Here is a 13,968-nt window from a genome sequence, read left to right on the forward strand (position 1 = left end):
TTTCTGAGGTTGAGCTCTGAAGCTGGCTGCCAGATAGGCACGGGAGTTCATGTCGACGGCCGAGTTGCTGCTTCTTTCAGCTAACGGGTGCGAACGAGGGGTGCAGGCTGTAATCCCCGACAGGGGATACCATGGGTAGCCCGTGCGTGCAACGCAACGGGGAGGTTAGAAAAGGGGATTGTGGCGTTTATTCGCACCGTCAGGCTACGCCTGCGGCTACCCATGGTCTGCCCTTCGGGCACGAGCTTCTGCCCTCCATCCGCGAGGCAGCCGCAACGTTCCCCGCTCCAATCTGATTACTGGGAAACCTGCGAATCCCGGCCAGCACCCGTATGCGATTCTTCCCCTGAATGGATGCCTGCCCTGGACGTAGGTGCGGCTTGACAAGTCTGACCCGTCGGACACGTCTGAATGATGCCTGGCCCTGAAAAAAGGCTCTCAGATGAAGATCACGCCATCAACTAGGTCCTTGAAGCCCGGCGGCAGACGGCTTGCAGAGTTGAAGACCGCCCCCCTCCACTCGGCTTTGTGCCAACCCGACGCCTCGGCAAGATTAGCGGCCTGGAAGGTCGCACCGGCGAAGTTGCATCCGTCCAGCTGGGCAAAGGCCAGCTCCGCACGTTGGAAGTTGGCGCCCGAGAAGTCCGAGTTCTTCAGGTCTGCCCCCACAAGAATCGCATTCTTGATAATTGCGTTCTCGGCGCTTGTCTGCCTGAGGTCCGCCTCGTTGAGGATTATGTTCTGCATGTTGACGCCGGTTAGGTTTGCACGGCGCAGGTTGGCATAGCTCGCAGCACACTGCGAGAGATTGGCGCTCTTGCAGTCGGTTGCGGTCAGGTCAGCGCCGGTGAGGTTTGATTTGGACAGGTTCGCCTCTCTTAGGAACGCGTGCGCTAGATTCGAGCTTGCGAGTGAGCATCCGATGAGCTTGGCCCGGCCAAGCATCGCGGCGCCTAACATCGCCTTAGATAGGTCCGCCTCTGACAGGTCTGCCCGTTCGAGCTCCGCCCGCCTAAGGTCAGCCTGAACGAATTTCGCCATCCTGAAAACGCCGCGCCCCATCCTTGCGCCGCTAAGCATCGCCTGGCTGAAATCCGTCTCGGAAGCGTTGGCCGCAAACAAGTTCACGCGCTCCAGGTTCGCCCTGTGGAAACTGGCCCGAGATATGTTGGCCCGGGAGAGATTGGCATCCATGAAGTCCGAGCCGGACGCATCAACGCCCTGCATGTTGACGCGAAACAGGTTTGTGCCTCTGAACTCCAGTCCAGAAAGCTGGAGGTCCGACAGGTTTATGCCATATAAGCTCATCCCCGAAAGCTGTGCTCCTCCGGCGACGCGCTCGACGACTTGTAGTCTCGATATCCTGCCCACGGTTTCCCCGTTTCAAGCGAACAATAAAGCATTGGTCGAGCGGTTTATGCTCGAGCCAAGATGGCCACCCATTCATTCAAGATTTCGTCAATTTCGGGAGCAAACTTTAGCGGCTGCAAAGATTCGCTCCCGGGGCCGGTCGCATAGGGCTGACTATGTTCTCATCGAGTCTGCGAGGACAATCCTGACCGATGAGTGCATCGTGCCCCGGAGCAAGAGCTCCTTGTCTCAAAACGCATCTGTGGTAAAACCTAAAGACATTGCGGCGTTCCACTGCTCATAAAGCGCGAACCAAAAAGTGAGAGAGATGAAGTTCAAGCTACTTGCGCTCGACCTCGACGGCACGCTTCTGACGGACGACAAGAAGATCAGCTCGAGGGCCATTTCGGCCCTACGCACCGCCGTTGACGCCGGCGCAATAGTCGTATTCTGCACGGGGAGGCGCTACCGCACGGTGATTTCCATGGTAGAGCAGATAGGCCGCTCCATTCCGGTCGCCTACAACAACGGCGCTGCCGTCAGGAACTGCCCGCAGCACAACATTGTGCTCAAGAATCTCTTCCCAACGCAGCATTTCGTGCCCGTCGTCGAGTTGTTATCGCGTTTTGGCCTCGACCCGGTCCTCCACGTGGACTGCTTCGAGGACGGGATCGACCTTTACTGCGCAAGACGCGACACAAACCGCTTCCACCGGGCTTATGTCTCTCGCAACGCGGCCTTCCTTCTCGAGCTTGATGATCTGCGAGAGGCGCCCGCCGACAAGATCATCCAATTTATCGTCATGGAGTCGCTTGAGAGGCTTACCCCAGCCTACGAGGCGCTGCGCAAGCTCGCTGCAAGTGGTGAGCTGAACGTCCACGTTGTGAGGAACTTGACGATCGGAGCAAGCGCGCTTGAGGTCCTCAATCCGCTTGGTGAGAAGTGGCAGGCGGTCTGGCACATCGCAAAGAGTCGAGGCATCGCCAGGGGCGAGATAGTTGCGATAGGAGACGACATCTCCGACTGCGGCTTGCTGCGGAACGCAGGATTGGGGATAGCCGTTGAGAACGCTCTGCAAGAGGTGAAGGATTCTGCTGACCTGCTCGTGCCCCGGAACAACGACGACGGAGCAGCGATAGCTATCGAGCGTTTTTTTCTCTGACAACGGAACATTCGGAACGCGACAGCCAGATTGCGTCTATCGTTTCCCCCGCCGTTGAAGTCTGTGGCAGGACAGAGCGTATATCCGTAGCGGAACGTGAGCGTGTTTGGGCCGGGCACGAGCTTGCCGGCGGGGAGGCCCAGGACGTATCTGTGCCAACCTGACGCCATCTTGACGCTCCCCAAGGCGGCGCCGTTCAATTCCACCGTAACGCTCTGGCCACAATGCCCGGCGACCTCGAGCGGATAGGCGAGCACGACAAGCTCAAGGTCAGCGTCCGTTGTTGCGGGCAGGATGGAGAGCCTCGAAGAATCTCCTTCAGACCATCGAAACTCAAAATCGCCGTCCACCCATTGCTCCGGCGGGTAAAAGCCGGAGACCGGCCGAACGATCGATGACTCCACGAACCCTCCTCGCCTCCTCCTGCAAGCCCAGATGTTGGTTCCGTTCCACGTGCCAGGCAGTTCTGCTACGAGATCGAAGCCCGGATAGCCCGCCCGCGTTGTCGCCCCAGCAAAGCTGTAGAAGCTGTATTGATAGTCTAAAATTCCCTCTATCCGGGCCTTCGCCAAGTACTGGTCGAGATTCCGGCTTGCCAGAAACGGGAGCACACGATTGTTGACAACGCCATCGAGGTTGATCACCGTTGTGTCGAGGAACATGCCAAGCATACCCGCGTTGAAGGCAGCCAGCCTGGCTCCCGTCGGAATGTGCTCCTGCACGGCTCTGGCCGCCCGTAACATCTCCGGCTGCCAGGGATAAAGGCCCGTTGAAAGAAGCGCAGGCGCCTCGACCAGCCCCGCCACGATTATCGCGACGGCAATAGCTGCTTTCAGGACCGTTCCCACTTGCCCCGCGTGCCGTGGCCAAATCTCGCTCACGCTCTCAGCGAGGCCGACTAACAACAGCGAGCAGACGGCAATTGCGGCCATCGATGCGGGCACGAGATACCACAGCTGACAGCGGCGGAGCCAGACAGCGTAAAACGCCACCAAAAGGAACGAATGGACCAGAAGTGGCAGTAAGAGGCGAGCCCGCCTCAGCAGGTTGCCGACATGGATGAGCTCCGAGAACATTGAGGCGAAGATCAGCGCTACGAACGCTAGCACGGCGATGAAGACCGGCAGGCCCGCGGTCTGAAACGCCATGACCACAAAACTGCCTGCGATGTCGGCGGATGACTGGGCCAGCTCAGAAATACCGCTGTGAGTTGAATTGACGCCGAGTTGAGATGTGATGCTAAGCGCCGCAGCGCTTGACTGGTATGGCGTTCCCGTGCTCAAGTAGCACCAAGTCATAACTCCGAGCGTCGCCATAATTGGAGGCAAGACAAAAAGCGAGAGATTCCGCCAGTGCAGCAAACGCCTGGACCGAGGCCCTGTGGCTAGGAAACCGACGATGAAGGCCGGAATCAGAAAGACGTTGTCTGTTCGGGCGAGGACCGCAAACCCCACTATTGACCCCAGCAGGAGAGATTTGTTTTCGCGCACGGCCTCGGCCGTCGCCATTTTGACGAAGAGAGACAAAGCGATCAGTGTCAATAGGAGCGCAAGCGCCGTCTCGAGCCCGCCGATGCTCACAAACACGAGTGAAGGTGCCGTGACGGCGGCCGCGAAAGCGATAGCTTGCGCCCCGCGGCCCGCAAGCGAATTGATGATGCGCCATAAGACCACCGCGCAGAGCAGAAACAAGGTCGCGCAGAGCAGAACTATCACGCGGATAGCCATCTCAGGCGAACTCCCAAAGATGGCAGCGATGGGCAAGATTAGCAGCATGAAGAGAGGGTGGAAGCCGGTGGTAGGGCTGAGGCCATCGAACGTTGGCCCGCGACCTGCAACAGTATTCTGGGCGATCTTCAGATAGTAGAAAGCGTCATCAGGGACGAATCTGACGAGACCCCCAAGCGGTAGAGACGCAACGCTGGCTACATAGAACGCAAAGACAGTCGCCGCCAAACAGACGACCACGGTAAACAGCGTCCCGGGTCGATGTCCAAACTTGCCGAGGCGCAACACCGGTCCAGCCCTCGTTCGTCCACTAGTCGAGCATAGCCCAAGCTACGGGCGCGCCAGGGGCTTCTTCTCTACCAGGTGTGTTTCATCCCATAGCTTACGGTGAACAGCCCGCCGTAAGAGGTTATTCTGTTGAAGCCGTGTCCGCTCAGGAGTCGCATGTTGCCGCCAAGCCCCGCCGTAAGGCTCTGACCGCCCTTCAGGTCAAGGAGCTTCGCGAAATCGTAGGTTACGCCGGCCTCGCAATCTGCTCCGGATATGCTCTCCAGGCTGTTCTGCCATTTGACCCCGTAGAAATGGGCTCTAAGGATGCCCGGCGAGAACCTGCTCAAGAAGTGCATACCAATCTGCTTGAGCGCATCTGTCTTCGATTCCTCAAAGGGGGACCAGTCGAGAGAGAAGCCGAGCTCGGGGCCACTGGCAACTATCTTGTAGGCGCCGCCGTGGTCCACCGCGTAGCCAGTTGCCTCGTTCCAGGGCAGGAGGCTCTTATCTGCTTCCTCGTTTGGATGACCTACTACGTTGATGTCCACTACGTTCCGGTCAAACTTGTAGTGCTGCCAGTTCCAGCCAAGGACGACAGCGAGATTCATATCTCGCAGCACTTTGAGCTCGGCCTCCGACCAACGTCGGAAGAAGTTGCCCAAATAGATACGCATGTCGCAGTTGAAAACGCCCTTCACGACATCTGTATAAGAGTCGTAGTCATAAACACGCTGGGCCGCTGTCCCAGGAGAGACAATATGGGTGCCAGATATCCCATGAAACTCGAACTCGCCCATTTCAAACGAAGTCAACAGGCCGAGCCGGTCCTGCCATACGTTGATGCTTGCCTCGAATGCACCTACGCCACCCTCGGGCTCCATCGCGGATGCCGGCATCCTCTCGACATCAAGCCTCGGCCAGGAATACTTGAGCGTAAACTGCGTTTGGTCGGCCAGACCAAGATTAGTCCATGCACCAAAAAACAACGCCAACATGAAGACCACAGCCAAAAACCGCGACACTCTCATACTACTCTCTCCTGTCTATCCCAAAAATATCTGATATGGGTATCCAAAATCAACCTTGCCAGAATAATCGAACGACAAGCCTAACAACGCTACCGATCTGAGTCAACTCTTTTGCGGGCGACGCAGCAGTTTTGCAGGAATGGGTCGTTACGTGGTGGTGAGATGCAACCAGTGGTGGTTTTTGTTGGGTGAATGGCTGGATGTTGGGGATAGCAGAGTCGCGATGGGCGTTTTACGGTGGGTTGGGCGCGATCTTCGTAGTCTTCGCTTGGCGGAAGCTGGTAGCCAAGGCGGGGTAGCTCATGGCAGAATGCTGCGGATTAGAGAATGTAACCGCAGCCCAATCACGGAAAGGCGACAGTGAGCAATGAAAAGATCCAATGTCTATGAATACGAGTCCTTCCTCTCGGAATACTACGATCTAGTTCCGGGTTATGCCAAGAGAGCGGACAGGAATTTCTATGTCGATGCAGCGCGCTTAGCGAGCGGCAAGACGCTGGAACTAGGCTGCGGAACGGGCAGGATACTGATCCCGACTGCACAGGCGGGATGCGAGATCGTCGGGCTGGATATCTCTGAGAGTATGCTCGCAACATGCCGGAAAAATCTGCTGGAGCAACCCGATGACGTGCAAAAGCGCGTAACAACCGTGCAGAGAGACATGACCAACTTCGATCTGAAGGAGAGATTCTCGCTCATAACCGCGCCCTTCCGATCTTTTTCACATCTGATACCCGTCAAAGAGCAGCTCTTTTGCCTTGACTGCGTTCGCAGGCATCTCCTGCCGGGCGGCCGGTTTAGCTTAGAGCTCTTCCAGACCCATCCCCAACGCATCAATAACCCGAAATACCTGAATGAGGTTGAGGACACGCCCGAATTCGAGCTTCCGGACGGTAGGAAGCTCAGGCGCACAAACCGCGTCGTCGCATTCCACCGGCCGGAACAATACAACGACGTGGAGATAATCTTCTACGTAACCCACCCTGACGGCAGAACCGAGCGCCTCGTGCAGGCTTTTCGCTTCCGCTACTTCTTCCGCTACGAGGTGGAACATCTCCTCGCCCGTTGCGGCTTTGAGATCGTTGACCTCTTCGGCAACTTCGACAGGTCGCCCCTGACCGACGATTCCCCCGAGATGATCTTTGTCGCTCAGGCGTGTGTGTGAGCACTCCTTATTTCATTGATTGGGCGATCACGAATAGATGCAACCTTGAGTGCCTGCATTGCAGAGGCATGGCGGCGGAGGAGCTTGACGGCAGGACTCTCTTGAGAGTGGCTGAAGAGATACCTTCTCTCAAGCCCAGGTGGGTTATTCTGGAGGGTGGAGAGGTGCTCCTGCGAGGCGAGCTGCTTCAGGTGATTGACATCCTTCGTAGGAATGACGTGAAGGTCTATCTTATCAGCAATGGTATGTTGCTCGACAGACAGGCCGCACGAAAACTCGCCGACCTGGACGTCAATCTCATGATAAGCATAGACGGCGCGGACAAGGAGAGCTATGAGAAGACCAGAAAGGGCGCCAACTTTGACCGGCTGAAGCGAGCAGTCGCCCTCGCAGCGGAGTATCGTATCCTCGATTCCTGTCCCGTCACGGTCGGGAAGCATAACCACAGGCAGATCGGCAAGCTATTCCGATTCGTGAAGGAGATAGGATACTCCAAGATCACGATTCTAGGATTAAAGCCTTGCAAGGACTACGGCGAGTATGCCTTGAGCAGCGGAGAATATGAGGCGCTCTTTTCCTCAATCATCCAGCTCCAGAAAACGCACGAAATGGATGTTTACGTCGATGAGCCATTTTTTAAGCCATTCTTGAAGAAACGTAACATTAGATTCTCGACAGACGCTGAGAATGGCATCGTTGTTCCAGAGATCTCTCGCTGCGTTTTCGGAGAGTATATGTTCATTGAAACAAACGGCGACGTTAAGCCGTGCACATTCGCCCCCGTTGTAATGGGAAATGTAGGGGAACGACCACTCGGCGAGATTTGGGCTAAGATGCAACATTCGGAGTTTGTAAGGGAGATAACTGATCTGTCGAACAGAGAATCGCCGTGCAGTGAGTGCAATTATCTATATGAATGCGGAGGGTGCAGGTCAAGGACGTTCGCTCTGACCGGAAGCTGGACAGCCTCAGACCCCTCGTGCCCATTGAAGGGAGTTCAGCCATGAGAGTCGTAGGAATAGACCCCGGAACATACAGCTTCGACCTCTTCGGAATGGAAGACGACCGGCGGGTCATAATCGACGAAGCAATCAACTCGGCGGATATCCTGGAAAACCCGAGAATCCTGCTCGATAGACTTGAGGGACTAGGACCGTGGGATGCTGTTGTGGGCCCATCGGGCTACGGAATTCCCCTGAAAAGAATCGCGGACATGACAAACAAGGACATCGCAAAGATGATCCCTCTGGACACGCAATTGGCCGTGAACGAGGGGATAAAGAAGCTACTTGTCGAGATGAAGGCAAAGGCTCTGCCCGTTTACTTCACCCCTGGCGTCATTCATCTCTCAACCGTCCCGCGTTACAGGAAATGGAATAAGTTCGACATGGGAACCGCGGACAAGGTGTGCTGCGTAGCGCTTGGCATCAAGGACCAATCAGAGCGGTTGGGCATTGGATACAACGAGGCATCCTTTGTCTATCTGGAGGTAGGATATGCTTTCACTGCCGTCATGGTGGTCGAAGACGGCAGAATCGTTGACGGTATAGGTGGCACCAACGGCAGCCTGGGATTCATTGCATGCGGTGGAATGGACGCCGAGATCGCGATCAGGCTAAAACCACCGATAACGCAAGAGGTGGTCTTTAAGGGAGGTATAAGGGATTTCGCTGGCGGCGCAATTGCGCCAGACGAACTTGCGAACTGTCCTGAGGCCCTCACACTTCTCGCAGAGAGCATCGAAAAGGACGTCGCCTCAATCATAGTCGCCGCCCCCCATCCGAAAGAGATCATCATCTCTGGCCGACTGACCAACTACGAATCTATCAAGAAAGAGCTCGTCCGCAGATTGAGCAAGTATGCCCCAGTAACTAAGGTGCAAAAGCTCTCAAAGACTGCGAAGGAGGCGGCCTGCGGGGCATATATCATCGGAGAGGCCCTGCTCGGCGGGAGGTACAGAGCGCTTGTAGAGAACATGGGGATATTATATGCCCAACATGAGGGAGCTGACGGACATGAAGAAGGATGATTCGCAAACCCACCGCTGTGCCTGTCCGCTCTGTGGGAGTGATAAACCCAGAAGGCAGCCCAACTACAGGAAGTTATATGGGCATTACGTCTGCAGGAGATGTTACTATCGCTTTGCCAATCGCAGACAGTTTGCTTTTCTCATTGATTGTATTCTCTGGATCCTTCTTTTTCGCTTTTTCGCATACGGAATTGACACTGCATTAAGAGTCTTTCACGCGCCTCAAGACCTAATCCGTGTCGCATTAAACGTTCTGATCTGGTTGCACGGGGCAACTTTCCTCATCAAAGACGGTTTCAGGGGCGTATCGCCCGGAAAAGCCGCGATGGGGATTTATGTCATTGACGAGACCTCCGGTGAGCGAGCCGGTCGCACTGTTTCGTCCAAGAGGAATCTTCCACTGATTGTGCCATTTGCGCTCTTCATAATCGCCTTTCAGTTGGTCAGAGGATACAGATGGGGAGACCGATGGGCTAACACGAAGGTGATCTGGAAGAGGTATAAGGACAAGGCGCCGTTTGCGATCGAAACGCCCGATATTATGAATGAACGGACCTGATTCCACACCTCACCCCGACGAGCGGAGTCCAAGTATTCTCCTACTCAGATGCATCCGAGCTAGCCGTTGATTGACGCCCTGGCGTAGAGCCCATCAACCGTCGCAACGTCAAAGGCCTTCGGAACTGCTACGGGCAATGTAGTCCGGGAAAAACGAGGGGGCGAACCGCTAGCCGATTGCAGAGTGCCTGTTGAGCATAGGGGGCTGGCCTGCTAACCTCACGCTAACCCGTCGAGGGTTTCGCCACATCACGGAGAAACGGCATGCAAGGAGCTTCAGCCATACGGAAGGTCGCCTACATTGACCTTTCAGCGAGAACTACTAGGTCTCGGGAGATACCGCAGAGTGCCCGTCAAATGCTGCTGGGCGGGCGCGGAATCAACATGCTGGCGCTGCTCAAATACGCCAAACCGCATCTGGACTCGCTCGGACCCGACGCACCGCTCATCATCGGCAATGGCCTTCTCTCCGGCATCCCCGGCATCTCGCTTGCGAGAACGTCAGTCTCCGGCATCTCGCCCGAATCGGGCTTGCTCGGGGATTCTAACGTAGGCGGACACTTCTGCGCGGCGCTTCGTAGGACTGCTTTCGATCACCTGGTCATCACCGGGAAGCTCGAAGGCCCCGGCGTCATCGTGTTGGACGGTGGCGACGTATCGGTCGAGGACGGGGCATGGCTCTGGGGCAGGGACACGTACGACGCGCAGGAGGCAGTGAAGTCGCGATTCGGTCGAGATTCTGAAGCGCTGCTCATCGGGCCTGCTGGCGAGAACCTGGTTCGTTTCTCGCAGGTCAGGACAGGCGGGCGACATGCAGCTTCCAGAACAGGCCTCGGCTGCCTCATGGGCGCAAAGCGGATCAAGGCCATTGTCGCAACCGGCAAGCCGCGAGACATGGCGTCCGAGCTGTTCGATCCAGATGCCTTCGTCCAGCTGACGAGGCGCTTCCTGCGGGCCTTAAAGAGGGTTGATGTCCTGAAACATCTCGCCAAGCGCGGCACGCCATTCCTCTATGACCTGCACAGCCGCATGGGGATAATAAGAACCAAGAACGCCACATCCACGCCGCTTGAGGGCAGCAACGCGCTCCGCAGCTCACGGCTCGTTGAGCGGTATTACGTCCGCCGAACCGGCTGCTTCTCATGTCCGGTGCGCTGCCAGCACACTTACAGAATCCCTGATGGGAAATACGCTGGCATCGAGGGTCCCGGAATCGAATACGGGACGCTGGGCGCCATCGGCCCGGTCCTCGGCATCACCGACCTGGACGCGATTCTCGCGATTAACGACAGGCTCAATCGGCTCGGCATAGATTCCTGCACAGCTGGCAACCTCATAGCGGCCACGATTGAGCTGTTCAAAAAGGGCGTCATCACCGAGAGGGACACGGGCGGACTGCGCCTCAACTGGGGCGATACGGATGTCATCATGCAGCTGATCGAGGCCACAGCCCGGCGAGAGAACCTCGGAGCGTTACTTGCCGACGGCGCTCGGGCGATGCGTAGCCATTTCGGCGACGTGGTGGACGAGGCCATGATCTGGTCGAAACGACTGCCTCAGTCGGACGCGGTCGATGTTCGCGGCCACAAGGGCTTTGCGCTCGGCGTGGCGACGTCAACACGAGGCGCAGACCACCTTCGCTCCCGGCCGACGCTCGAGGCGCTGAATCTGAGCGCTAGACAATTGCGAAAGATATTCGGCGCTCGGGTCTCGCCCGACCCCACGTCCTACGAGGGGAAGGCCGAGATGGTCCGGCAGACCGAATCTCTGTTTGCGGTGTCTGACGCCATCGGCATCTGTAGGTTCATCATCCAATTCAACAGCCCCGAGCTTCTGGGGTTTGATGAGCTGACGGAGTATGTCAACGCCGCCTGCGGGCTCGGTCTCACATCAAAGGACCTTGAGAAGGTCGGAGAAAGGATCGGCGCGATTGAGCGGCTGTGGATTGCCAGGCGCACCGGCGGCGAGAACCTCGATGGCCTGCCTGCTCGCTACTCGGAGCCGATGCCGGGGGGCAGATTCCGGGGGGAACGCGTAAAGCCAGACGAGTTTCAGGCTGCACTCTCTCACTTCTATGAGCTCTCTGGGATAGACCCAGCGACGGGCGCTCCGCTCGAAAGCACGCTTGCCGAGCTCGGCATAGACGACGGGTTGCTCCAGCTAATATGACCGCCTTTCGCGCCCACAGGTGGCCGCACGCCGTCAGCGAGACAGCGAGTTGACCGCCTCGGCCAGGTAGCGTAGGTCGTAACAAGAGAGAAACCTAACACCAGGGAACTGCCCCGCCAGTCGCTGCGCGTCCTGGGGCGAGTTGGGGTCTGAAACGACCACGAGCTCTTGTAGGCCGTCTATCATTCGGCTCCGCCTGGTCTTTCGTAAGGCCCGATAGGAGAGCTCATCGGCCGGCAGGTGTGCCAGGCCAATAAGATTTCCTGTTGGCGGTTGGCGGTTGGCAGTTGCCCGTTGGCGGCTGCAATTGAGGATCAGCGGATGATTCGCGAGTAGATGCTTGCCGAGCCAGCCGTTGTCCAAGAAGCGAACTGCGAGATTGTGCACGCCAGTCTGGCTGGCCTCAACCATTGCGCCCCACTTCGTCTTGAAGCGGAGTATGCCGTCATCGAGGAATGGATGGCTCTGGCCCAGATCGAGCGTCTCGATGCCTTGAGAGTGGCACCACTCAAGCGAAAAGTAATACAGCGCCTCGACCACGCCTCGTTCGAGCGCAGCCAGCGGGTCGCCGTTTAGGCCGGGCAAGTCGGCAGTTGCGTTGCTGCCGTTCCGCCGGAGGATGAGTGCGCCCAGCATATCTTCTAGCTTCGGGCGGGGCTTGACATGGTAATCCGTGACGGCAAGCATGACGGAGCCTTTTGCGAACCTGCGCACCGATTCAAAGTCCTTCACTATCGGATTGCCAGCGAACCGAACCTCTCGATAGGGAAGATACATCTCGTCGTAGAATCGCCGGAGAACCTCGTCGCACGGGACGATATGATAGGTGAGTCGTTGATTCTTGATGCTTCGGACTGCCGCCTTTGCGCTGCGCAGGAAGCGAGCTCGGACGGCGTCCATGCCGGCAGAGAGGTCCACTCGCGAGCGCACCTGGCCCGGGAGGACCAGCCATCCGTTGCGTCTGAATTTCCAAGACACGGCGCAGTTATGCCAAACGAAGCTGATTGATGGCCGTGCGTTTGCCGGGTTTGAATCATCTACTTCTTGCACAGAAAGCCCTGACCGCTCGAGGCAGCGCGATAGATACCAAACTCCGCTTGCGTTGCCCCAAAGGCTGAACGAGGCTCGCCTGCCATTCAGAGGATCGGCCACGGCAATCGTCCTTCTGAAGAACCGCTGAGGGAACAGCAGCTCGACGAGAAGCCGCAGGTCGCGAGCCAGGCGAAATGCGGCCCAGAATGCCCGGTTCTGTGTCGCCCTGTCCGCTAGAACGGCGTAGGAGTTTTTTATGAGCGCTTTCAGGTTCACGGTTTTTGCTCACCTGCTAGAGAGCTCGGCTGGCTCGTCGCAACGGGCCGCGTCAGGTCATAGAAGTAAAGCGGAGCGCCGTAGAATTTCTTGGACATGAGAAGAGGGTATTTGCGGTCGAGGAAACGCTTGATACGGGCCTTCTCTTGCGAGTAGAAGTCGCCCTTTCCGATGTCCCACTCGCTAGCAACGAGGACTAGCCTCTTGTAGCCCGGAGGGAGGTCGTAAACGGCGATAGGTAGCGTCGCCTGCGATAGCCTGCTGCTCCAAAGTCCCTTGTATGGGTACTTCTGCATGACCCTAACTCGGTGCTCACTGCTCGCAGCGAGCACGATCTGTCGCTGTTCGCTCGCAAGATAGACCATAAATGGCGCCAGGGAGCTCCTGCAAGTGTGTGCGACCAGGTCGCCCTTCAGGAGGTTCTGCCTGACGAAGTCGGCGGCCTGCCGAAACTCCTTGCGCGGCCGCACGCCGGGGCAGTGCGACACGTCGGGGATGACGTTGCGATAGTGGTTCACAAGCGAGAATGAGAGCAGGACGACGGTGGCCAGCATGACTGCAAAGGCGGCCTTCTTGCGCAGCAGGGACATCCCATAACCCGCCATGACAAGAAGGAAGACCGCTGATGCGATCAGGCAGCGGTCAAGGTATATGGAGTTCTTGGCGAGCCTCGAGATAGCGAAGGCAAGAACGATGGGCAGCGAGGCGTTCACAGCCACGAGCAATACCCCGCGCCTCGGTCCGCGAATCAGTGCTGCGCCGAGGCCAAGAACAGCCAGTGCCGTTACAAGAGCTGTTGCCAGAAGGCCTGGTATCGACGGGGCCTGGAATCCTGCCAGCATGTTCTCGAGGCTTATTAAGAGTGTCTTGGCCGTCGGTTTGGGTATCCAGAAGTCGGCCACTGAGACCGTGGTTGTGGCCTTGTCAAGAAAAACCATAAGCCAGGGGCTGATGAGCACAAACGAGGCCGCAAGCGTTTTGAGATCAAGCCAAAACAGATTGGGGACGATTCGTGAATCGCCCCTACGAGAACGCGCCATCACGAGCATCGAAAGCGGCAGCGAGGCGATCCAGAGGACGGCGCAGTAGTGCGAGTAGAAGGCGAGCGCAAGTGTGAGGGATGCGAACAGTCCGAATGGCCACCATCTCGTCCTCTTGGCTGCGACAACCCAAAAGTAGGCCGAGGCGATGACGAAAAACGG

Annotated in this window: 12 protein-coding genes; 5 read left to right on the top strand and 7 right to left on the bottom strand. The window is 57.3% G+C overall.

Translation table 11 applies throughout. The annotated features are described in order from the left end of the window. Nucleotides 1-438 precede the first annotated feature (438 nt). From VM163_09830 to VM163_09850, 5 genes are all read right to left on the bottom strand, one after another. Nucleotides 439-1,371, bottom strand: a complete 933-nt coding sequence (locus tag VM163_09830) for a pentapeptide repeat-containing protein (protein HUT04175.1) — start codon at nucleotides 1,369-1,371, stop codon at nucleotides 439-441. Nucleotides 1,372-1,762: 391 nt separating this feature from the next. Then, nucleotides 1,763-1,945: a hypothetical protein gene (locus tag VM163_09835; protein HUT04176.1), complete on the bottom strand. Its 183-nt coding sequence runs from the start codon at nucleotides 1,943-1,945 to the stop codon at nucleotides 1,763-1,765. A 21-nt stretch (nucleotides 1,946-1,966) separates the two neighbouring features. Continuing rightward, nucleotides 1,967-2,143, bottom strand: a complete 177-nt coding sequence (locus VM163_09840) for a hypothetical protein (protein HUT04177.1) — start codon at nucleotides 2,141-2,143, stop codon at nucleotides 1,967-1,969. A 38-nt stretch (nucleotides 2,144-2,181) separates the two neighbouring features. After that, complete coding sequence (locus tag VM163_09845; GenBank protein HUT04178.1) at nucleotides 2,182-4,527, bottom strand: glycosyltransferase family 39 protein; 2,346 nt, start codon at nucleotides 4,525-4,527, stop codon at nucleotides 2,182-2,184. Nucleotides 4,528-4,595: 68 nt separating this feature from the next. Then, nucleotides 4,596-5,537 (bottom strand): hypothetical protein, encoded by a 942-nt coding sequence (locus VM163_09850; protein HUT04179.1) that lies wholly within the window; start codon nucleotides 5,535-5,537, stop codon nucleotides 4,596-4,598. A gap of 367 nt (nucleotides 5,538-5,904) precedes the next feature. On the opposite strand from VM163_09850, the gene VM163_09855 reads away from it, so the two are divergent. The 5 genes from VM163_09855 (at nucleotide 5,905) to VM163_09875 (ending at nucleotide 11,458) form a co-directional block, all read left to right on the top strand. Beyond that, nucleotides 5,905-6,702, top strand: coding sequence for a class I SAM-dependent methyltransferase (locus VM163_09855; protein HUT04180.1), 798 nt, complete (start codon nucleotides 5,905-5,907; stop codon nucleotides 6,700-6,702). After that, nucleotides 6,699-7,709, top strand: a complete 1,011-nt coding sequence (locus VM163_09860) for a radical SAM protein (GenBank protein HUT04181.1) — start codon at nucleotides 6,699-6,701, stop codon at nucleotides 7,707-7,709. Before VM163_09855 ends, VM163_09860 begins: the two co-directional genes overlap by 4 nt. After that, nucleotides 7,706-8,731, top strand: coding sequence for a DUF1464 family protein (locus VM163_09865; protein ID HUT04182.1), 1,026 nt, complete (start codon nucleotides 7,706-7,708; stop codon nucleotides 8,729-8,731). Before VM163_09860 ends, VM163_09865 begins: the two co-directional genes overlap by 4 nt. Then, entirely contained in the window at nucleotides 8,718-9,290 is a 573-nt protein-coding gene (locus VM163_09870) for an RDD family protein (protein HUT04183.1), read from the top strand. Before VM163_09865 ends, VM163_09870 begins: the two co-directional genes overlap by 14 nt. A 263-nt stretch (nucleotides 9,291-9,553) precedes the next feature. Then, nucleotides 9,554-11,458 (top strand): aldehyde ferredoxin oxidoreductase C-terminal domain-containing protein, encoded by a 1,905-nt coding sequence (locus VM163_09875; protein HUT04184.1) that lies wholly within the window; start codon nucleotides 9,554-9,556, stop codon nucleotides 11,456-11,458. Between the two features lie 33 nt (nucleotides 11,459-11,491). Here the strand turns inward: VM163_09875 and VM163_09880 are convergent, their stop codons facing one another. Further along, nucleotides 11,492-12,766: a hypothetical protein gene (locus tag VM163_09880; protein HUT04185.1), complete on the bottom strand. Its 1,275-nt coding sequence runs from the start codon at nucleotides 12,764-12,766 to the stop codon at nucleotides 11,492-11,494. Further along, a partial coding sequence (locus VM163_09885; GenBank protein HUT04186.1) for a hypothetical protein occupies nucleotides 12,763-13,968 on the bottom strand: 1,206 nt, incomplete at its 5' end. The genes VM163_09880 and VM163_09885, both read right to left, overlap by 4 nt.

It is taken from the genome of bacterium (assembly GCA_035527515.1).
Classification (GTDB): Bacteria; B130-G9; B130-G9; order B130-G9; family B130-G9; genus B130-G9.